Here is a 20,671-nt window from a genome sequence, read left to right on the forward strand (position 1 = left end):
AATAGTACGAGCGTTCGCAATTTTTCGGAACGGTTTGGAACTTGTCGTCATTGCAGGGGCATCACATCACTACCACAGCCAAATTCATGCGCAAGGGAGAACTGACACGGGCAGCGATTCTCGATGTCGCGCTCGAGCTCGCCAGTCGCGAAGGCCTCGAAGGTCTGACCATCGGCCTGCTCGCGGACAAGATGAACATGAGCAAATCCGGCGTGTTTGCCCACTTCGGCTCGCGCGAAGACTTGCAGATGGAAGTGCTCAAGCTCTATCACCACCGTTTCGAGCAGGAAGTATTTTTTCCCAGCGTGAAAGAATCGCGCGGCATTCCGCGCCTGCAGGCCATGTACGCCCGCTGGATTAAGCGGGTATCGGTGGAAATTGCCTCGGGATGCATCTATATTAGTGGAGCCGTTGAATACGACGACCGCCCCGGTCCCATCCGCGAAGAGCTGGTGGCCATGGTGCGGGCCTGGCAGGGCGCGTTGCTGCGCTGCGTCCAGCAGTGCATTGACGCCGGCCAGTTGCAGCCCGACACCGACGCCCAGCAAATGGTGTATGAAATGTACGGGCTGATCCTGGCCCTGCACCACGATGCGCGCTTCTTGCGCCGCCCCGGCAGTGTCGACCGGGCCAAGTTAGGATTCGACCGTCTGCTCGAGAATTACCGCAATACCAGTCAAGTGAGTGTCAGCCTGGAAGGCTGATACTCGTTCCGCTTCAGATTCAATTTAAAACCACACGCTTTTCAGGAGATCACCATGGGTCAGTACGTCGCGCCAATCCGGGATATGCAATTCGTCCTGCACGAGTTGCTCAATGTTGCCGAGGAATTCAAGGGCATGCCCAACCATGAAGAAGTCGATGCCGACATCATCAATCAGGTCCTGGAAGAGGGCGCCAAGTTCACCCAGGACGTGCTGTTCCCGCTGAACCACTCGGGCGACCGCGAAGGCTGCCATTTCGATGCCGCCACCAACACGGTCACGACCCCGAAAGGTTTTAAAGAAGCGTACCAGCAGTACGTCGACGGCGGCTGGGCTGCGCTCGGTTGCGATCCGGAATACGGCGGCCAGGGCTTGCCGATCACGCTGAACAATTCGTTCTACGAAATGCTGAACTCGTCGAACCAGGCGTGGACCATGTACCCGGGCCTGTCGCACGGCGCCTACGAGTGCCTGAAAGAACACGGCACCGACGACCAGAAAAAATTCTACCTGCCAAAACTGGTCTCGGGCGAGTGGACCGGCACCATGTGCCTGACCGAATCCCATTGCGGCACCGACCTCGGCATGCTGCGCTCGAAAGCGCTGCCGCAGGACGATGGCTCGTGGCTGATCACCGGCTCGAAGATTTTTATTTCGGCCGGCGAACACGACATGTCGGAAAACATCATCCACCTGGTGCTGGCCCGTGTGCCGGATGCGCCGGAAGGCTCGAAAGGCATCTCGCTGTTCCTGGTGCCGAAGTTCCTGCCGAATGCTGACGGCAGCGTCGGCGAGCGCAATGCCATTACCTGCGGCGCCATCGAAGAAAAGATGGGCATCCACGGTAACTCGACCTGCCAGATGAACCTGGACGGCGCACGCGGCTGGATCATTGGCCAGCCGAACAAGGGCCTGAACGCCATGTTCGTGTTCATGAACGCGGCCCGCCTGGGCGTGGGCATGCAGTCGCTCGGTTTGACCGAAGTGGCGTACCAGAACGCACTGATCTACGCAAAAGACCGCATTCAAATGCGCAGCCTGTCGGGCGTGAAAGCACCGGACAAGCAAGCCGATCCGATCATCGTGCACCCGGACGTGCGCAGGATGTTGCTCACTGCAAAAGCATATGCCGAAGGCGCGCGCGCTTTCTCGTCGTATGTCGCGTTGCAGATCGACCGCGAGCTGAACCACACCGACGCCGATGTGCGCAAGGAAGCCGCCGACGAAGTCGCGCTGCTGACGCCTGTCATCAAGGCCTTTATTACCGATAACGCCTGGATTGCCACGTCGGAAGCCATGCAAGTATTTGGCGGCCATGGCTACATCAGCGAGTGGGGCATGGAACAGTATGTGCGCGATTCCCGTATCAACATGATCTACGAAGGCACCAACACCGTGCAGTCGCTCGACCTGCTGGGCCGCAAAATCCTGATGGACAACGGCGCCAAGCTGCGTAAATTCGGCGAGAAAATCAAGGCGTTCGTCGAAGACAACGGCCTCGACGAAAACATGAGCGAATTCATCACGCCGCTGGGCGAGCTGGGCGACAAGGTCACCAAGCTGACCATGGAAATCGGCATGAAGGCGTTCCAGAATCCGGACGAAGTCGGCGCCGCCGCCGTGCCTTATCTGCGCGTGGTTGGTCACCTGGTGTACAGCTACTTCTTCGCCCAAATGGCCAAGATCGCGCTGGAGAAGCAGGATTCGGGCGACACGTTCTACAAGTCGAAACTGGGCACGATCCGTTTCTACTTCGCGCGCCTGTACCCTGAAACCGCGATGCTGATCCGCCAGGCCCGTTCGGGTTCGGCGAATTTGATGGCGATGGAAGCTGACCTGTTTTAAATAACCCCCTCCCGCGTCATCCCCGCGAAGGCGGGGACCCATACCATGCGCGCAGCACCACCAAAGCATGCGTGCTACAGGCCCCCGCCTCCGCGGGGGTGACGAAGCAAACAAAGGAAACTATTTATGTCGAATTTCACCGTCAAAAAAGTCGCCGTCCTCGGCGCGGGCGTGATGGGTGCGCAGATTGCTGCGCACTGCGTCAACGCCAAGGTACAAGTTGTCCTGTTCGACCTGCCGGCCAAGGAAGGCCCGAAAAACGGCATCGTCCTGCGCGCCATCGAAAACCTGAAAAAACTCTCGCCTGCCCCGCTGGGCAACAAGGACGACGCTTCCCTGATCGAAGTCGCCAACTACGACGACAACCTCGATGTCCTGGCAGGCTGTGACCTGATCATCGAAGCCATCGCCGAGCGCATGGACTGGAAACACGACCTGTATAAAAAGGTCGCGCCGCACATCGCGCCGAACGCGATCTTCGCCTCGAACACCTCGGGCCTGTCGATCAACAAGCTGGCCGACGGCTTCGACGCCGAATTGAAGGCACGCTTCTGCGGCGTCCACTTCTTCAACCCGCCGCGCTATATGCACCTGGTCGAACTGATCCCGACCGTCGACACCCGTCCTGAAATTCTCGACCAGCTCGAAACCTTCCTCACCTCCGTGCTCGGCAAAGGCGTCGTGCGCGCCAAGGACACCCCGAACTTCATCGCCAACCGCGTCGGTATCTTCGGCATGCTGGCCACCATCCACCAGGCCGAGAAATTCGGCCTGTCCGTCGACGTCGTCGATGACCTCACCGGCGCAAAATTGGGTCGCGCGAAATCCGGCACCTTCCGTACCGCCGACGTGGTCGGCCTGGACACGATGGGCCATGTGATCAAGACCATGCAGGACACGCTGCAGGACGATCCGTTCTTCAGCATCTATAAAACGCCTGACGTCCTGGCCAAGCTGGTTGCAAAAGGCGCGCTGGGTTCGAAAACCGGCGGCGGCTTCTACAAAAAAGTCGGCAAGGATATCCAGCGCCTCGACTTCGCCACGGGTGAATACGTCACCGGCGGCGGCAAGGCCGACGACATCGTCGCGCGCATCCTCAAAGAAAAAGACCCGGTTAAAAAATTCAAGGCCATGCGCGCATCGACCAATCCACAGGCGCAGTTCCTGTGGGCGATCTTCCGCGACGCCTTCCATTACATTGCCGTGCACCTGGGCAGCATTGCCGACAACGCGCGCGACGTCGATTTCGCGATGCGCTGGGGCTTCGGCTGGAACGTCGGCCCGTTCGAAACGTGGCAGGCCTCTGGCTGGAAGCAGATCGCCGAATGGGTCAAGGAAGACATCGACGCCGGCAAGGCGCTGACCAATACACCGCTACCAGCATGGGTGTTCGAAAAAGACGGCGTGCATACGCCAGAAGGTTCGTACTCCGCCGCCAGCAACAGCTATGTGCCGCGCTCCACCCTGCCAGTGTACGAGCGCCAGGCGTTCCGTGCGCCGGTGCTGGGCGCGGGCGGTCAGGATGCCAAGACCGCTGGCACCACCGTGTTCGAAGACGAATCGGTGCGTCTGTGGCACTCGGGCGATGAAGTCCTGGTCATCTCGCTGAAAACCAAGATGCACGTCATCGGCGATGGCGTCATCAAGGGCATCCAGCGCGGCCTGCTTGAGGCCGAAAAAGGTTTCAAGGGTCTGGTGATCTGGAATACCGACGCTGCCGAAGGCGGCGCCTTCTCGGCCGGCGCCGACCTGCAATCGGCCCTGCCAGCCTTCATGGCCGGCGGCGCGAAAGCGATGGACCCGATCATCAAGGAGCTGCAGGACACCTTCATGAAGATGAAGTACTCGAACGTGCCGGTGGTGGCTGCTGTCGCGGGCCTGGCACTGGGCGGCGGCTGCGAAATGGCGCTGCATGCGTCGAAACGCGTGGCGTCGATCGAGTCGTACATCGGTCTGGTGGAAGTGGGCGTGGGCCTGATTCCTGCCGGGGGCGGTTTGAAGGAAGCGGCAGTGCGCGCCTTCACGGAAGCGAAGGGCAACGACATCCTGCAATTCCTGAAAACCGGCTTTACCAATGCGGCCACGGCCAACGTGTCGAAGTCGGCACTGGAAGCGAAAGCCATGGGCTACCTGAAGGAAGACGACATCATCGTCTTCAACGCCTACGAGCTGCTGCACGTGGCCAAGGTACAGGCGCGCGCCATGTTTGACGCAGGTTACCGGGCACCGGTCCAGCGTCCGGTGGTGGCCACGGGCCGCTACGGCTGGGCGACCATCCGTGGCCAGCTGGTCAATATGCGTGACGGCGGCTTCATCTCGGCGCACGACTACAAGCTGGGCGACATGATCGCGGAGATCGTCTCCGGCGGCGATATCGACCAGGGCAGTGTCGTGAACGAACAGTGGTTCCTCGACATGGAGCGCAAGGCTTTCCTCGAACTGCTGAACAACCCGAAATCGCAGGAACGGATCATGGGCATGATGCAGACCGGCAAACCCGTTCGCAACTAATCGCCGAAACTACAGGATAAAAACCATGAGCAAACAACTTCAAGACGCCTACATCGTCGCCGCGACCCGCACGCCGATCGGCAAAGCACCACGCGGCATGTTCAACAAGACCCGCCCGGACGACCTGCTGGTGGCCGCCATCCGTGGCGCCATGGCTGCCGTGCCGAATCTGGACCCGGCACTGATCATCGACGCCATCATTGGCTGCTCGTTCCCGGAAGCCGAACAGGGTTTCAATATTGCCCGTAATTCGGTGATCCTGGCCGGCTTGCCAAACACGGTTGGCGGCGTGACTGTCAACCGCTACTGCGCCTCGGGCATCACCTCGCTGGCCATGGCTGCGGACCGCATCCGCGTCGGTGAAGCCGACGTGATGATCGCCGGCGGCGTCGAATCGATGTCGATGGTGCCGATGATGGGCCACCACCCGTCGATCAACATGAACACGTTTAAAGACGAAAATGTCGCGCTGGCCTACGGCATGGGCCTGACCGCGGAAAACGTCGCCAAGCAATGGAAAGTGTCGCGCGAAGACCAGGACGCGTTTGGCCTGGAATCGCACCGCCGCGCCATCGCCGCCCAGCAGGCCGGCCTGTTCAAGGACGAGATCACGCCGGTCGAAATCACGACCCGCACGCCTGACCTGACGACCGGTGAAATCAAGGTCAAGACGCGCATGGCCGACACCGACGAAGGCCCGCGCGCTGACGCAAGCATGGAAGGTATGGCCAAGTTGAAGCCAGTCTTCGCTGCCAAAGGTACCGTCACCGCGGCAACGTCGTCGCAGATGTCCGACGGCGCTGGCGCCCTGATCCTGGTCAGCGAAAAAATCCTGCGCGAGCACAACCTGACACCGCTGGCGAAATTTTCGTCGTTCGCCGTGCGCGGCGTGCCGCCTGAAATCATGGGCATCGGACCGAAGTTCGCCATTCCTGCCGCGCTGGCCGCGGCCGGCATCACGCAGGACCAGCTCGACTGGATCGAACTGAACGAAGCATTCGCCGCCCAGGCCCTGGCCGTGATCCGCGACCTGAACCTGGACACCCGCAAAGTGAACCCGATGGGCGGCGCAATCGCCCTGGGCCACCCGCTCGGCGCCACCGGCGCGATTCGCGCCGCCACGGTCGTCCACGCACTGATCCGCAACCAGCTGAAATACGGCATGGTCACGATGTGCGTCGGCGCCGGCATGGGCGCCGCCGGTATCATCGAACGCGTGTAAGTTACAGCGCGATCTGACAGAAGGGCGCTGCGGGAAACCCAGCGCCCTTTTTATATCGTTACACGCGAACCGTCACCCCGGCGCAGGCCGGGGCCTATACCACGCTAGCTAAATCGCCAGCGCAAAAACAAAAGGGACACAAAAAAATGGATATCCTCAGCAAAACCGAAAACGGCGTCCTCACGCTCCAGTTCAACCGCCTCCCGCGCAAAAACGCCATCACCGCCGTCATGTACCAAACCATGGCCGACGCCCTGGTCGCCGCCAACGACGACAAGACTATCCGCGCCATCCTGCTCGCCGGCCAGCCCGAAATCTTCACCGCCGGCAACGACCTCGACGACTTCATGAAGAACTCGGCCCCGGTCCCGGGTGTGGCGCCTGAAAGTCGACCTGTATTCCAGTTCATGCGCGCCCTGATCGGCTGCACCAAACCCGTCATCGCTGCCGTTTCGGGTGCTGCCATCGGCATCGGCACCACGCTGCTGCTGCACTGCGACCTGGTCTACTGCGCCGACAATGCCAAATTCTCGATGCCCTTTGCCCAGCTTGGCCTGTGTCCGGAATTTGGTTCCAGCCTATTGTTCACGCAACTCGCAGGTTACCCGCGCGCCGCCGAAAAACTGCTGCTCGGCGACGCCTTCACGGCCCAGGAAGCGTTCGAGATGGGCCTGGTCTCGAAAGTATTGAGCGCCGACGAGCTGCTGCCGTTCGCGCAAAAACAAGCCGCGCGCCTGGTTGCGCTGCCAGCCGCCTCGGTGCGCACCACCAAGGCGCTGATGCGAGCGCCACGCAAGGAAGCCACGCTGGCCGCCATTGCCGCCGAAAATGCACGCTTCGGCGCCATGCTGCTGGCGCCGGAAGCGAAGGAAGCCTTTACGGCGTTCTTCGAGAAGCGCAAGCCGGATTTTTCGACGTTCGACTAAGCGTTGCGCCCTGATGGCGACGCGCAGACCAAAGGCAAACGCCTGCCGCGTCGCCGCATTTCAGTGCGCCCCTCTGGCCGATGACATTCCAGGAACCACGCGGCGCCTCCTGCATGACGTGCAGTGGTGTGAGACGCAAGGCGTCGACCTGGTGGTATTTCCCGAATGTTTTTTGCAGGGATACACGACCGATCGGCATCTGATTGCCAACCGGGCCATTGCGGCAGACAGCCCGCAATTGCAGGCATTTGCAGCGACGTTTGCAGGGCTGACCCCCGATCTGATCGTGGGCTTCATCGAGCGGCGCGCGAACGGTTTTTACAATGCGGCTGCCGTCATCCGCGGCGGCGAGCTTGTCGGCATCTATGCCAAGAATCACCCCAACGAACAGGCGTTTTTGCCCGGAAATGCCAGTCCGGTCTTCCAAACACGCGCTTTCACCTATGGCATCAACATCTGCGCCGATGCCAATTTCCCCGCTTGCGCCCAACGCGTTGCCGATCTGGGCGCGCAACTGATCTGTTATCCGCTGAATAACTTGCTGGCGCCAGCCACCGCCGATCGATGGCGTGCGCGCAGCGTTCTCAATCTCCAGGCGCGTGCTGTTGAAACCGGGTGCTGGGTCGTGTCGTCCGATGTCGTCGGGCACCACGACGCGAAGTTGAGTCACGGTTGTACCTGTATCGTGAGCCCGGTCGGCGCCATCGTGGCCAGGGTGATGGAAGGACGTGAGGGCGTGATCGTCCACGATATAGAATAAACTTTTCGTGTTCCTGGCAGCCGGCTCGTGCACCCGGGCTAATGCCATTCGACAAGGCAGACGATCATGCGAGTCACGCTCGCGGCATCCTTATCGGCCATTGCGCTGTTGTTCGGCATGTTGGCGCTATTCGAGGTCGGACGACGCATCGGCAAGCGGGGACTCGCGCGTGACAGCGACGGCGTGGCGAAGGGCACCGGTCCGGCCGAGGCGGCCGTATTCGGCTTACTCGGCTTGCTGCTGGCATTCACGTTTTCCGGCGCCGCGTCGCGCTTTGAAGCACGGCGCCACCTGATCACCGAGGAGGCGAATGCGATCGGGACGGCCTACCTGCGCATCGACTTGCTGCCCCGTGACTCCCAGCCGGAAATGCGGCAACTGTTTCGCCGCTACCTGGACCTGCGCATCGCTACCTATCAGGATGTGCAGGACGGCGCCGGCATGCGCGCCAGGATTGCAGAGGAAACGGCCTTGCAAAAAAAGATGTGGGCGGCGGCAATCGCTGCAAGCGCAGGCGACGCCAGCGGACACGTGGCGCGCGTGCTGCTCCCGGCACTGAACGCGTTGATCGACATCACCACGACCCGGGCCACGGCGACGCAGAACCATCCGCCCCGTATTATTTTTCAGTTGCTTGCAAGCCTGTGCCTGGTCAGCGCGGCGCTGGTCGGCTACATCACCTGCGCCACCGCGCGGCGCAACTGGTTTTCGATGCTGATTCTCGCGATCAGCATGTCGCTGACCTTTTACGTGATCCTCGACCTGGAGAACCCGCGCTTGGGGCTGATCCGAATCGACGCGGCCGATCAGGTGCTGGCCGAGCTGCGCGAGAGCATCCGGTAACCGTGCCAGCAGTCCTCGGCGCGAGCTGGGAACAGGGCGCGTAAAGTTTTGCGCAAACCAGCCGTTAATGGAGCAGATAGCGGCGCCCGTTCCGGATTGCCGACGCCCTGTATTGACTCTCCCGCGAGGCTGTTTTGATCGTTACCGACTCCCCTGATTTCTGGGCCATGATGGCGCAGATTGACATCATCGACCGCCACGGCCCCGCGCCGGCGGAGCTGGTGCGTTATGTCGGCATGGTCAATACGGCCTTGCAGGTGGAGGCGATTCCGGGTGCGGCCGAGGCCCCGCCCGACTTCCTGCGCGACATGCAGACGGCGATGGCGCACATCCCTTCATCGGTTCTCGCGATGCTCGATGGCGCGCTGCTGGGGGTGTATTTCAGTACCGGGCTGGGGTCGTCGGCCATCACCGACGTTATCGTCAACCATGACGGACAGATACTCGGCTCCGTGGTGATGCTGGACCTGGACGCGTTCATGGACCGCACCGCAAACGCCTGGGCCACCTGGAAGGAAAACACGCCGTTTTCAAGCAGCTCGCAGCTGCGCCTGGAAGTGGAAATTGCCGATGGCGCCGACAACACCCGCGCGAATGCCATGCAGTTCTTGCTGCTGCATGAATTCGGCCATGTGCTCACGGCCGGTAAACAGTTCTTGCCGATCTGGTGGCTGCCGCCGGAAGCCATGAAACAGACCGGCGACTATGATTTCCTGCGCCTGGGCTGGCAGATCGATGCGGACAAGCGCATCGTGCCCAAGCTGGAAGAGGATTTTGCGGAGCGCAGCGGAATTTTTTATTACGCTACCCAAGGCCTGGACGACGCCGCCATGCTGTCCGCGTACCGCGCGCTGCAGGACACGTCTTTTCCGTCGCTGTACGCGTCGACCAACGCCTTCGACGACTTCGCCGAAACGTTTGCGACCTACGTTCATTCGGTCATGCTGGGCAAGCCGGCGCGCGTGCGCATCGTCAGCGATGACAGCGTGTACCTCGAGCGTGAATCGTTCTGGTCGAGTCCGCGCTCGGGGCCGAAGCGGGCGTTCATGCAGGCCTTATTGGCCGCTTGAGCCCGCGCCCCAAATGCGTCACCCTCGCGCAGGCGGGGGCCCATACCACCTATGACGAGTGTAGCGATAAAGCGAAGGTGCTATAGGTACCCGCCTGCGCGGGTATGACGGTTTTTAGGCCAACCGTCCAGGCACGCTGCATCAAGCCACCCGCGTATCGCCCCGCACGCTTTCGAGCAGCGCGCGAAACGCCGTGAACACCTTCTGCATGACCGGTTTCTTATAGGCGTACATGTCGACCGGGTCCATCCCGTGCACGATCATCGCATTGTCGATCTCGAAAATGAGCAATTGACCGTCCGCGGTCTCGGCGCAATCGATGCCGACGTACTCGAGGCCGATGCGGCGGTTGATTTCCGCCAGCGCGGCGCGGTGGCGCTTGGCGAATTGCTGGTCGAAGTGCAGCATGCATTCGGCTTCCTGCTGGCGCTTCTCCAGGCTCTCTGCCATCCCCGCATTCAGGTAGTGGATCATCCAGTGCTTCGAAATGGCAAAGTGACAGATGTAGGGCACCCCTGCGATAAGCACCACACGGTACTTGCGAAACAGGCCGTCGGCACCGCTGTAGTCGATGAAGCGCGACAGGTAGAACTCGTCCCCGCCAACCCGGTGCAAATACGCAGCCAGTTCGCCGGAATCGGCTACCTTGTCCAGGTTCGTACCCGCATGCGAACCCAAAGGCCGCACGATCAACGGAAACGCGTCGCCCGGCAGCAGTTCCTGTACCGTGATATCGCCTGCCGCCAACGCCCCCAGCGAACCGCGGTCGGTGCGGATGGTCTTTGGCAGCAGCATGCCGTCCACGCCTGCTAGCGCCGCGCAGACGCCGTCGCGCGACAGCACCGCGATGTGTTCGGGACGATTGATGACGGGCCGCGGCCAGTTCGCCACCAGTTGCGCCACCAGCGGCAGCAAGTCGCGGTTCGCTTCCGATTCGGCAATCGCGACGAGCAGCACGTCGTGGTCCGGTACCGTCTCCGGCCATTCGGTATCGAGCGTCAGGAACAGCATGTCCAGCGCCACGTCCGCGTCTTCCAGCAGAAATTCGATCGGCGTATTCGACATCAGGTCGCCCGGTCCCATGATGGTCAGCAGGCGCAATCGCGTGGGCAGTTTCGAGGGGATCGTGTACAGCGGATCGATGCGGATCGCTTCCATCTGCACGGCCAGCGCCGCCTCGCGCTCGCCAGTTAATTGCAGCACCGTCGAAAAATCGAATACGGCGTTAGCGTCGTCCGGATTGGCCTGGGCGCGCGCCAGCAGTTCGGCGCCGAGGGGCCGCAGGTCGACGTCCATGAACGCCTGGCGCATCAGCGGCGCGACGCCAATCAGGGAGGAAGTGGAGTGCATGCAGGGTCTTTGGTATAGGTGTAACCGGCCGCGATGACGGCGGCGATGAGGATCTCGATGTCGGCGTCTTGCGTACGGTGGTTGACGATGGCGGCGCGAATGGCCAGCTTGCCGTCGATGACGGTGGTGGACGGCGCGGCAATGCCTGCTTCGTGCAGGTCGGCCACGATTTCGCGGTTGATGCGGTCGGCATCGCCGCACACGTAACGAAAGCAGACGATGTTCAGCGCCACCGGCGCGAGCAGTTCCAGTTCGGGCGACGCGTCCACCCGGTCGCGCAAATAACGCGCCAGCCGGCAGCACTGGCTGATCGACGCGCCGATGTGCTCGGTGCCCAGCACCGTGAACGTCATCCAGGTTTTAAGGGCCCGGAAACTGCGCGACAGATCGGGACCCAGGTCGCACGGCCAGACATCGCCGCCGGCCAGGCCACGCGCGTCGCGCTGCAGGTAGTCGGCCGAGGCGGCAAACGCGGCGCGGTGCTGCGCGCCGTCGCGCACCAGCAGAAAGCCGGCGTCGTACTGGACTTGACCCCACTTGTGGAAATCGAAAGCGAGCGAATCGGCGCGCTCGATGCCGGCCAGCAGCGGCGCGATATCGGGCGCCAGCATGCCCAGCGCGGCGTAGGCGCCGTCGACGTGGAGCCAGATTTTTTCACGCGCGGCGAGGTCGGCGATGTCGTGCAAGGCATCGACCGCACCGACATCGACTGTCCCGGCGCTGCCGATGACCAGGAAGGGCGTGCGGCCGGCGCCGCGGTCGGTCTTGATCTGGCGCTGCAAGGCCTTGACGTCCATCTGCTGGGCCGCATTGACCGGGATGCGGCGCAGGGCATTGCTGCCCAGCCCCGCCATTGACATCGCGCGCGCCACCGAGTTGTGCGTGGCAGCCGAACAGTAGGCCACCAGTGCGGCGCCTTTTTCGCCCAGCCCGGTACGCCGGTAATTGGCGCCCAGCGCATGGGTCAGCGCAACCAGCAGACCCATGTAGTTGGCCATCGAGGTGCCGGTAACGAACACGCCGCTGGCCGTGTCGGGAAACGCGAACAGTTCACGCATCCAGCGCACCACCTGCGCTTCGACTTCGAGCGGCATCTGGTCGCGCCCGCCGACGTTGGCATTCAGGCCGCCGGCCAGCATGTCGGCCAGCATGCCGACCGGCGTGCCGCCGCCGTGCACCCAGCCCATGAAGCGGGGGTGGGTATTGCCGACCACGTGCGGCAGGATGTCCTGCATGACGCTGGCGTGCACGCTGGCCAGCGCGCGCGGCGCGGCCGGCAGCGGCGCATGGAACAGCTGGCGTGTGGCGGCGGGAATCGGCTGCCACACCGGGCGCGCGCGGATGTGTTCGATGTAGTCGAGCATGTCGGCGAGCATCTGCTGGCCCTGCTGGCGAAAGGCGGGCCAGTCGCGTGGGTCGAGGTTGCCGTCGGCGGGGGAGGTTGAGTCACGATGCATGTATCGACTGTACCAGATCGCTTGCGTGGCGCGAAACTGCAGTATGCACGGTAGATGGTACGAAACGCTTTATACTTTAATTTTGTAAACACGCGGCGGCCACGTGATGCGAAACACCGTTCAGCAAGCTCACCCCTCGTTTTTGTCCGGTGGCGGCGAGATGGGCGCCTTGATGCGCGCATTCGACTGGGCCGCAACACCGCTTGGGTCGCCGCACACCTGGCCGGCGATCCTGAAAACCAGTGTCCGCATGCTGTTGACCAGCAGTCACCCGATGTTCATCTGGTGGGGGCCGCAACTGATCCAGTTCTACAACGATGCCTACCGGCGCACGATGGGGCCGGAACTGCACCCGGGCGCGCTCGGCCAACCAGGGCGCGAATGCTGGCCCGAGACCTGGCACATCATCGGTCCCGATATTGCGTTCGTCATGGAAGGACGTGGCGCCACGTGGCATGAAAACACGCTGGTGCCGTTTACGCGTCACGGCAAGCGCGAAGAGGTGTGGTGGACTTTTGGTTTTAGTCCGATCGAGGATGACGCTGGTGTCCATGGCGTGCTGGCGATCTGTTCCGAAGTGACCGAAGCCCACCGCCATACGGCTGAGCTGGAAGAGAGTTACCGGGCGCTGGTGGCGTGGATGGAGTACGCGTTCTGTGTGCTGGAGGTCCTGTTCGACGCTGCCGGGAAGGCGGTCGACTACCGTTACCTGGAGACCAATCCGGCTTTCGAAAAACAAAGCGGCATCGTCGGCGCAACCGGCCGCACGATCAGGCAGATCGTGCCGGACATCGAAGACTTCTGGCCGCGCATGTACGGCGAGGTGGCACGCACCGGTACGCCCCAGCGCGCGGTGCACCAGGCCGCCGGCCTGGGCAAGTGGTTCGAAATTTTCGCCTTCCGCATCGGTGCGGAAGGCGCGCACAAGATCGGCGTGCTGTTCAAGGACGTCACCGACCAGACCCGCGCGGCCGAGGCCCTGCGCGGCATCGCAGCACGCCAGGAGGTGTCGCTGCGCCTGGCCGATGCGCTGCGCGACCTGTCCGCGCCCGACGACATCGTGGCCACCGCGTGCCTGATCCTGGGCAGTGAGCTGGGTGTCGCGCGGGTGCAGTACGCGGCGGTCGACGCCGCCCAGCAAGGCTTCCTGGTGGCCCTGGGCTGGTGCCGGGCCGGCGTCGCGCCGATGCCGTCGACCACCTTGCGCCTGAACGACTTCGGGCCGGAGGTGGTGACGGCGCTGTTCAATGGCGAAGCGATGCGGGTCGACGATGTGCGCACCGATCCGCGCACGGCGCCTTTCGCCGCGGCCTATGCCGGCATCGGCGTGCGCGCCAACCTGGCCATTCCCGTGCTCAAGGGCGGCGAGCTGGTCACGATCTTGAGCCTGCACGACGATGTCGCGCGCGCGTGGAGCGACGAGGATGTGCTGGTGGCGCGCGACATGGCCGAGCGTACCTGGAACGCGATGGAGACCGCGCGCGCGCAGGAAGCCTTGCGCCTGGCAGTGCGGCGCAAGGACGAATTTCTGGCGATGCTGGCACATGAATTGCGCAATCCGCTCGCGCCGATCAGCGCAGCCGCCCAGCTGATGACGATGTTCGAGCTGGCGCCCGCCAGGGTGCGCCAGACCAGCCAGGTGATCCAGCGCCAGGTCGCGCACATGACGGCGCTGGTCGACGATCTGCTGGACGTGTCGCGCGTTACGCAGGGACTGGTGCACATCACGCGCGCACCGCAGGACATGCAGACCATCCTGGCCAACGCAGTGGAGCAGTCGCGCCCGCTCATCGAGGCGCAGGGTCACCTGCTGTCCATCGCGCTGCCGGCGCAAGCGGCGCAGGTGGACGGCGACGCCAAGCGCCTGGTACAGGTATTTGTCAATTTGCTTAACAACGCAGCCAAATACACGCCGGCCGGCGGTGCCATCCGGCTGACGATGGACGCCGACCAGGACGAGGTACGCGTCATGGTCGAGGACAACGGCGTCGGCATCACGCCCGAGCTGCAGCCCTGTATTTTCGATATTTTTACCCAGGGCGAACGCAGCATCGACCGCGCCACCGGCGGACTTGGCCTCGGGCTGGCGCTGGTCAAAAGCCTGGCCGAGCTGCACCACGGCAGCGTGACATGCGTCAGCGCCGGGGTGGGACAGGGCAGCCGCTTTACGGTGCGCCTGCCGCGTTGCGCTATCGGCGTGCAGGCCGCGCCCGTTGGCGCGCCGGTGCCGGCTCCCTCAGCCACGCAGGGAGCATTGCGCATCCTGCTGGTCGACGACAATATCGATGCGGCGCACATGCTCAAGGATGTGCTGGAACTGGGCGGTCATGAGGTCGCCGTTGAACATGACCCCTTGCGCGCCATCGAACGGGCCGCGCACGGGCAGTTCGACGTCGGCTTGCTCGACATCGGTTTGCCCGGCATGGACGGCAACGCGCTGGCGCGCCACCTGCTCGCGCAAGCGGCCACCAGGCACATGGTGTGCATTGCCGTGACCGGTTACGGGCGCGAGCAGGACCGCGCGGATGCGCTGGCAGCGGGCTTCCGGCACCACCTGGTGAAACCGGTCGACGTCGGGCACTTGACCAGCCTGCTGGCGCGCCTGCACCAGCCATAAGGCCAGTGTCAGTGTCACAATGAATGCGCTACACTGACCGCTCGTACCGACAGCGGAGGTCACCATGGAATCGCGCCTGCACCAGATTTTCCCGTCGCTCACCGAAGACCAGTTCGCCATCCTGCAGCGCTACGGCGAGCGCCGCCAGATTCCCGCCGGCAGCGTGTTGTTCACGCAGGGCGAGCGCCATATCGCGATGTACGTGGTGCTGGCCGGGAAGATCGAAATCTCCCGCGGTAGCGCCATCGCCTCGCACGTGATCGGCACGCACGGCCCCGGCAGTTTCACCGGCGAAGCGGGCACGCTGGCCGGCCGCGCTGCCATCGCTACCGGCACCGCGTTGGTCGATTGCGATGTGATCGTTATCGATGAGGTGGCGTTGCGTACCCTCGTGATCTCGGAAGCCGACCTGTCGGAGACCATCATGCGCGCCTATATTTTGCGCCGGATGGTGTTCATCGCAGACGAGACCGGCGGCCTGATCCTGATCGGCTCGCAGGACGATGCCGAGACCCTGGGCCTGCGCTCCTTCATCACCCGCAACGGCCAGCCGGCGGCGTATTTCGACGTCGACCGCCACCCCGAAAGCGCGGGCCTGATGGCGCGCTTCGGCATTCTTCAAGGCGAGACGCCAGCCATCATCCTGCCCGACGGCCAGGTGTTCAAGCGGCCCACCATCCGCGCGCTGGCCGATGCCACCGGCATCAGCCCGGACCGGCTCGACGGGCGCAGCTTCGATGTCGTCGTGGTCGGCGCCGGCCCCGGCGGCCTGGCCGCGGCCGTGTATGCCGCCTCCGAAGGCCTCGCGGTCGCCGTGCTGGAGCGCGCCGCACCCGGCGGCCAGGCCGGCACCAGCTCGAAAATCGAAAATTACTTTGGCTTTCCGACCGGGATCTCGGGCCAGGCGCTGGCTGGACGCGGCCTGTCCCAGGCACGCAAATTCGGCGCCGAAGTGGCGGTGCCCGTGTTCGCCGTAAAGGTCGACTGCGCTGGCGAGCATGCCAACGGTTACGCCATCACGCTCGATAACGACGAGACCATCCATGCGCGCACCATCGTCGTGGCCACCGGCGCGCGCTATCGCAAGCCGCCCTTGCCGGAGCTGGCGCGCTACGAAGGGCGCGGCATTTATTACAGCGCCGCCTTCATGGAAGCGACCTTTTGCAAGAACGAAGAAGTCGTCGTGGTCGGCGGCGGCAATTCAGCTGGCCAGGCCGCCGTGTTCCTGTCGCGCCATGCGCAGCACGTGCACATCTGCGTGCGCGGGCCGGGCCTGGCGGCCACCATGTCGCACTATTTAATCCAGCGTATCGACGCGGCGCCGAATATCACGCTGCATGCGCACACCGAAGTCTGTGCCCTGCATGGCGACGGCCACCTGGCCGAAATCGCCCTGTGTACCCATGGCGCCGCAGCGCAGCGCCTGCCGGTGCGCCACCTGTTCCTGTTCCTCGGTGCGGAGCCGAATACCGATTGGTTGAATGCCTGCGTGGCGCTGGACGACAAGCAGTTCGTGCTGACCGGGGCCGACGTGCCGCCACAGGCATGGTGTTCGGCGCGCGCGCCGTTTGCGCTGGAAACGAGCCGGCCGGGCATTTTTGCGGTGGGCGATGTGCGCAGCGGCTCGGTCAAGCGGGTCGCCGCGGCGGTCGGCGAGGGCGCCGCCGCTGTCGCATCGCTGCACCAGGTTTTAGCTTTGTAAAGACTGTCAATCAGGGCCAAAAGCCCGATAATGCGTTTTTATTCAGGAGACCAGCATGGCCAACGACGAGAACAGCAAGGCAGACCAACCGGCCAGCCCGGCGCGGCGCCGCATTTTCCAGGCCGCTGCCGCCGTGGGCGTGGCGGGCGGCTTGCCCTCGCTGACTGAGGCTGGCGCCAGGCCGGCATCGGCCGGCTCGCTCGACGCCAAGCTGAAAGCCAACGTCAAAAACGTCGTCGTCATCTACCTGGAAAACCGCAGTTTTAATAACCTGTTCGCCGATTTTCCCTGCGCGACGCCAGCGCCGGCACCCACTGCCCAGAAAGACCGCGACGGCAGCGTGTTGCCGACGCTGCCGAAGATCTGGGGCGGCATGGTGCCGGGCCGCCAGAACCTGGGCGGCAAGGAGTACCTGATCACGGAAGACCAGGTCAGCGGCCTGCCGAATGCGCCGTTCAAACTGACCGATCTGGACGGCAAGCCGCTGCCGGAAGGCGTCGTCACGCGCGACCTGTGGCACCTGTTTTACCAGAACCAGATGCAGATCAACGGTGGCCGCAACGACGGCTTTGCAGCCTGGGGCGACACAGGCGGGATGGTCATGGGCTATTACGGCGAGAGCAGCAAGAACCTCGGCTTGTGGCAGATCGCCCGTGAATTCACGCTGTGCGACAATTTTTTCATGGGCGCGTTCGGCGGCTCGTACCTGAACCACCAGTTCCTGATCAGTGCGCGCGTGCCGGTGTATCCGGATGCCGCCAACTCGCCGGCCGCGAAAAAAATCGCCGTGCTGGCCGATGGTCCCACCGGAGTGCGCCTGGCGGTGGCGGCCGATTCGCCCGCCTCGGCGCTGGGCGGCAAGCCGAAATACGTGAACAGCGGCGCCATCACGCCGGACGGTTTTGCCGTCAACACGATGGCGCCACCCTACCAGCCAACCTGGGTGCGTCCGGCCCCCGGCGGCGACCCGGCGCACGCCGACCCGAGCGATGCATCGGTGCTGCCGCCGCAAACCTACGACACCATCGGCGACCTGCTGTCGCGCCGTGGCGTCGACTGGGCCTGGTACGGCGGCGCCTTCCAGGCTGCGCTCGACAAGCGCGGCGAAGGCACCAAGCCAAACTTCCAGGCGCACCATCAGCCACTCAATTATTTCAGGCAGTTTGCGCCGGGCACGCCTGCGCGCGCAGCCCACCTGCGCGACGGCGGCCTGGGCGACAGCCCGATCTCGAACAAATTCATCGCCGACGTGGTTGCCGGAAAACTGCCGCCAGTGGCGTTCTACAAGCCGCAGGGCAATCTGAACCTGCACGCGGGTTACTCGGACATCGAATCGGGCGATGCGCATATTGCGAATGTCATCGAACACCTGAAAAAATCGCCGCAGTGGAAGAACATGGTCGTGCTGATCACCTTCGACGAAAACGGCGGCTGGTGGGATCCGGTGGCGCCGCCGCAAGGCGACCGTTGGGGCCCGGGCACGCGCATTGCCGCGCTGGTCGTCTCGCCGTTCGCCAAGAAGGGTGCGGTCGACCATAATTTCTACGACACCACCTCGATCCTGCGCTTCATCACGCGCGTGCACAGCCTGCCGCTGCTGGAAGGCATCGTCACGCGCAACGAGGCGTTTGCCGCGCGCGGCGCGCGTCCACCCGGCGATTTGACGGGTGCGCTCAGCTTTCGCGCGTGACGCCTAATTCATGCTTATTCCGGATATCTAAGTTTATTTCCAACGGGCTAGCGTGCGCTGCCTCGACAATTGCGTCGATAAACTTGTGGTTGCATTGATATTGATCAGTTGGTAAGAATTTTCTTCCACTGTCAACAACATCAGACCAACCACCGGAGCAAAAAAGCATGGAAAAGCATAAAGTATTGAAGGCAATGATCAGCGCCGGCGCGGCCGCCATCATGTTCGGCACGCTGCCCGTTTCGGCGCAGACCAATCCGACCAGCGACAAGGCGAACAGCAACCCGGAAACGAATATCCCGCAGGACGGTACCAGGCAGTCCGGCATGAGTGGGATGGCCGGCGCCACGGCCAGCGGCAGCATGCTGTCCAGCGCCGACAAAAAAGCAATCATCGACATGGGCATGGCGAACATGGCCGAAGTGGAAGCGGGCAAGATGGCCGTGACCAAGTCGCAAAGTGCCGACGTCAAGGCGTTTGCCCAGCAAATGATCGATGACCATGGCAAGGCGCTGGCCGACGTGCAGGCGCTGGCGCAAATGAAGGGCGTGACGCTGTCAACCGAACTCGATGCCAAGCACAAGGCCATGGCGGCCAAGCTGGATAAGCTGTCAGGCGACAAGTTCGACAAGGAATACATGAAGAACGCCGGCGTGGCGGATCACAAAGCGGTGCACGCAACGCTGATGAAAGACCAGAAAGCCGCCAAGGATGCCGACGTCAAGGCGCTGGCTGGCAAGATGCTGCCGACGGTCGAGCAGCACATGAAGTCGGCAGAAATGATCACTGCCAGGAAGTAATGATGGACTGATAAAAGCCCGGTGCGTGTCCGGGCTTTTTTTTTATTCAGGCTGTGGTGATCGCGCCTGCATGAGCGCGCCGATCTTCACACCGGCGCTTTCGGCACTCAGTCTGGCAGCAATTTGCACCCGGTCGGCCGCGCTGTCGTCCTGGTTGATCTTCCACTTGCCGTCCAGGCGCGCGAGCGGGATTTCGATGCCGACGATGGCGCTCAGCATGGCGTCGATATACGGCCGTGGTGCGTCCTCGACGGCCCAGGGTTCCGCGCGCGGCGCTTCGAAGCGGTCGGTCAGGCGATTGACGAAGGCCAGCAGCCACTCTTTGTCCTCGATCGCCGTCAGGGTGCCGCTCGCGTGCACGGTGGCGTAATTCCAGGTCGGGACCACTTTGCCGCTGATGGCTTTTTCGGCGAACAGCGACGGCGAGATGTAGGCCGACGGACCCTGGAAGATCGCCAGTACCTGCGTGCCGGTCAGGCGCCACAGGGGATTGGCGCGCGCGACGTGCGCGCGCAGCACGCCGAACGGCGCAACTGCGGTGGGCGCGCCCAGCTCGAACGGGATGTGGTCGGCCGCCAGGCCATCGGGTCCGTGCGTGACCAGCGTGCCCAGCGGGTGCTGGGTGATCAACGTATGCAGCACATCGAGGCGGGTTTCGACGAAACGGTGCGGGTTGTACATCAGGCGTGCTCCTCGATGACGATGACGGTTTTCAGGGAATTGGCAATATAACAGCGCTCGTGCGCTGCGTGGTGCAGGGCCGCGATGGCAGCGGCATCGGGCAGATTGGCTCCACTGAACGCCAGCGCGGGACGCAGGCGGATCAGCGTCATGGCGGTCTTGCCGTCGGCATCGACATCCATCTCGCCGATGGCCGGATCGTCATAGGCATCGACAATGTAGCCGTGCTGCGCGGCCAGGGACAGAAAAAACAGCATATGGCAGCTCGATACGGACGCGACCAGCGCTTCCTCAGGGTCGACCGCCGCCGCATCCGACATCGGCAGCGGCACCGACAGGGGAGAGGAGGATGCGGGCACGGTGGCGCCGCCATCGAAGTCCCAGGTATGGGCGCGGCTGTAACGCTGGTCGAGGAAGGGTTGCTTGCCGCGGCGCCAGGCCAACCGCGCTGTGAACTGTTTCATGCTGTCCTTTCAAAGGGTTTTCAAAGAGC

16 protein-coding genes are annotated in these 20,671 nt (G+C 63.2%); 12 read left to right on the plus strand and 4 right to left on the minus strand.

The window, feature by feature from the left end; genetic code table 11:
* Nucleotides 1-86 precede the first annotated feature (86 nt).
* The 8 genes from V6M87_RS22290 (at nucleotide 87) to V6M87_RS22325 (ending at nucleotide 9,881) form a co-directional block, all read left to right on the plus strand.
* Complete coding sequence (locus V6M87_RS22290) at nucleotides 87-704, plus strand: TetR/AcrR family transcriptional regulator (RefSeq protein ID WP_332878868.1); 618 nt, start codon at nucleotides 87-89, stop codon at nucleotides 702-704.
* A gap of 54 nt (nucleotides 705-758) precedes the next feature.
* Nucleotides 759-2,549 carry an acyl-CoA dehydrogenase C-terminal domain-containing protein gene (locus V6M87_RS22295; RefSeq protein WP_332878869.1) on the plus strand — a complete coding sequence of 597 codons (1,791 nt, stop codon included), beginning with the start codon at nucleotides 759-761 and terminating at the stop codon, nucleotides 2,547-2,549.
* A gap of 126 nt (nucleotides 2,550-2,675) precedes the next feature.
* A complete protein-coding gene (locus V6M87_RS22300) occupies nucleotides 2,676-5,060 on the plus strand; it encodes a 3-hydroxyacyl-CoA dehydrogenase/enoyl-CoA hydratase family protein (protein WP_332878870.1) in 2,385 nt (794 codons plus the stop codon).
* 25 nt (nucleotides 5,061-5,085) lie between these two features.
* On the plus strand, nucleotides 5,086-6,282 hold the full coding sequence (locus V6M87_RS22305) for an acetyl-CoA C-acyltransferase (protein ID WP_332878871.1): 1,197 nt from the start codon (nucleotides 5,086-5,088) through the stop codon (nucleotides 6,280-6,282).
* Between the two features lie 146 nt (nucleotides 6,283-6,428).
* A complete protein-coding gene (locus V6M87_RS22310) occupies nucleotides 6,429-7,208 on the plus strand; it encodes an enoyl-CoA hydratase (protein WP_332878872.1) in 780 nt (259 codons plus the stop codon).
* Between the two features lie 13 nt (nucleotides 7,209-7,221).
* A complete protein-coding gene (locus tag V6M87_RS22315) occupies nucleotides 7,222-7,968 on the plus strand; it encodes a carbon-nitrogen hydrolase family protein (RefSeq protein ID WP_332878873.1) in 747 nt (248 codons plus the stop codon).
* Between the two features lie 66 nt (nucleotides 7,969-8,034).
* A complete protein-coding gene (locus V6M87_RS22320) occupies nucleotides 8,035-8,811 on the plus strand; it encodes a bestrophin-like domain (protein WP_332878874.1) in 777 nt (258 codons plus the stop codon).
* Between the two features lie 167 nt (nucleotides 8,812-8,978).
* Nucleotides 8,979-9,881, plus strand: coding sequence for a hypothetical protein (locus V6M87_RS22325; RefSeq protein WP_332878875.1), 903 nt, complete (start codon nucleotides 8,979-8,981; stop codon nucleotides 9,879-9,881).
* Between the two features lie 141 nt (nucleotides 9,882-10,022).
* Here V6M87_RS22325 and V6M87_RS22330 read toward each other — a convergent pair whose 3' ends face one another.
* Both V6M87_RS22330 and V6M87_RS22335 read right to left on the minus strand, forming a co-directional pair.
* Nucleotides 10,023-11,231: a RimK family alpha-L-glutamate ligase gene (locus tag V6M87_RS22330; protein WP_332878876.1), complete on the minus strand. Its 1,209-nt coding sequence runs from the start codon at nucleotides 11,229-11,231 to the stop codon at nucleotides 10,023-10,025.
* Nucleotides 11,210-12,688: a pyridoxal phosphate-dependent decarboxylase family protein gene (locus tag V6M87_RS22335; protein ID WP_332878877.1), complete on the minus strand. Its 1,479-nt coding sequence runs from the start codon at nucleotides 12,686-12,688 to the stop codon at nucleotides 11,210-11,212. The genes V6M87_RS22330 and V6M87_RS22335 overlap by 22 nt, the downstream gene beginning before the upstream one ends.
* Before the next feature lie 106 nt (nucleotides 12,689-12,794).
* Between V6M87_RS22335 and V6M87_RS22340 the strand changes: the two genes are divergently transcribed.
* From V6M87_RS22340 to V6M87_RS22355, 4 genes are all read left to right on the plus strand, one after another.
* Nucleotides 12,795-15,305 carry a hybrid sensor histidine kinase/response regulator gene (locus tag V6M87_RS22340; RefSeq protein ID WP_332878878.1) on the plus strand — a complete coding sequence of 837 codons (2,511 nt, stop codon included), beginning with the start codon at nucleotides 12,795-12,797 and terminating at the stop codon, nucleotides 15,303-15,305.
* 64 nt (nucleotides 15,306-15,369) lie between these two features.
* Complete coding sequence (locus tag V6M87_RS22345) at nucleotides 15,370-17,007, plus strand: FAD-dependent oxidoreductase (protein ID WP_332878879.1); 1,638 nt, start codon at nucleotides 15,370-15,372, stop codon at nucleotides 17,005-17,007.
* Nucleotides 17,008-17,062: 55 nt separating this feature from the next.
* A complete protein-coding gene (locus V6M87_RS22350) occupies nucleotides 17,063-18,697 on the plus strand; it encodes an acid phosphatase (protein ID WP_332878880.1) in 1,635 nt (544 codons plus the stop codon).
* Between the two features lie 167 nt (nucleotides 18,698-18,864).
* Nucleotides 18,865-19,497, plus strand: a complete 633-nt coding sequence (locus V6M87_RS22355; protein ID WP_332878881.1) for a DUF4142 domain-containing protein — start codon at nucleotides 18,865-18,867, stop codon at nucleotides 19,495-19,497.
* A 42-nt stretch (nucleotides 19,498-19,539) separates the two neighbouring features.
* Here V6M87_RS22355 and V6M87_RS22360 read toward each other — a convergent pair whose 3' ends face one another.
* Both V6M87_RS22360 and V6M87_RS22365 read right to left on the minus strand, forming a co-directional pair.
* The gene (locus V6M87_RS22360; protein WP_332878882.1) at nucleotides 19,540-20,178 is read right to left on the minus strand and encodes an FMN-binding negative transcriptional regulator; all 639 of its coding nucleotides are present in this window, start codon (nucleotides 20,176-20,178) and stop codon (nucleotides 19,540-19,542) included.
* Entirely contained in the window at nucleotides 20,178-20,642 is a 465-nt protein-coding gene (locus V6M87_RS22365) for an OsmC family protein (RefSeq protein WP_332878883.1), read from the minus strand. Before V6M87_RS22365 ends, V6M87_RS22360 begins: the two co-directional genes overlap by 1 nt.
* Nucleotides 20,643-20,671: the final 29 nt, after the last annotated feature.

Source organism: Massilia sp. S19_KUP03_FR1, assembly GCF_036688685.1.
Lineage (GTDB): Bacteria > Pseudomonadota > Gammaproteobacteria > Burkholderiales > Burkholderiaceae_D > JALYUM01.

Bases quoted from the DNA above. Each gene is read 5' to 3' on its own strand.
- V6M87_RS22290 (WP_332878868.1), top strand. From the start codon at position 87: ATGCGCAAGGGAGAACTGACACGGGCAGCGATTCTCGATGTCGCGCTC.
- V6M87_RS22295 (WP_332878869.1), top strand. From the start codon at position 759: ATGGGTCAGTACGTCGCGCCAATCCGGGATATGCAATTCGTCCTGCAC.
- V6M87_RS22300 (WP_332878870.1), top strand. From the start codon at position 2,676: ATGTCGAATTTCACCGTCAAAAAAGTCGCCGTCCTCGGCGCGGGCGTG.
- V6M87_RS22305 (WP_332878871.1), top strand. From the start codon at position 5,086: ATGAGCAAACAACTTCAAGACGCCTACATCGTCGCCGCGACCCGCACG.
- V6M87_RS22310 (WP_332878872.1), top strand. From the start codon at position 6,429: ATGGATATCCTCAGCAAAACCGAAAACGGCGTCCTCACGCTCCAGTTC.
- V6M87_RS22315 (WP_332878873.1), top strand. From the start codon at position 7,222: ATGGCGACGCGCAGACCAAAGGCAAACGCCTGCCGCGTCGCCGCATTT.
- V6M87_RS22320 (WP_332878874.1), top strand. From the start codon at position 8,035: ATGCGAGTCACGCTCGCGGCATCCTTATCGGCCATTGCGCTGTTGTTC.
- V6M87_RS22325 (WP_332878875.1), top strand. From the start codon at position 8,979: ATGATGGCGCAGATTGACATCATCGACCGCCACGGCCCCGCGCCGGCG.
- V6M87_RS22330 (WP_332878876.1), bottom strand. From the start codon at position 11,231: ATGCACTCCACTTCCTCCCTGATTGGCGTCGCGCCGCTGATGCGCCAG.
- V6M87_RS22335 (WP_332878877.1), bottom strand. From the start codon at position 12,688: ATGCATCGTGACTCAACCTCCCCCGCCGACGGCAACCTCGACCCACGC.
- V6M87_RS22340 (WP_332878878.1), top strand. From the start codon at position 12,795: ATGCGAAACACCGTTCAGCAAGCTCACCCCTCGTTTTTGTCCGGTGGC.
- V6M87_RS22345 (WP_332878879.1), top strand. From the start codon at position 15,370: ATGGAATCGCGCCTGCACCAGATTTTCCCGTCGCTCACCGAAGACCAG.
- V6M87_RS22350 (WP_332878880.1), top strand. From the start codon at position 17,063: ATGGCCAACGACGAGAACAGCAAGGCAGACCAACCGGCCAGCCCGGCG.
- V6M87_RS22355 (WP_332878881.1), top strand. From the start codon at position 18,865: ATGGAAAAGCATAAAGTATTGAAGGCAATGATCAGCGCCGGCGCGGCC.
- V6M87_RS22360 (WP_332878882.1), bottom strand. From the start codon at position 20,178: ATGTACAACCCGCACCGTTTCGTCGAAACCCGCCTCGATGTGCTGCAT.
- V6M87_RS22365 (WP_332878883.1), bottom strand. From the start codon at position 20,642: ATGAAACAGTTCACAGCGCGGTTGGCCTGGCGCCGCGGCAAGCAACCC.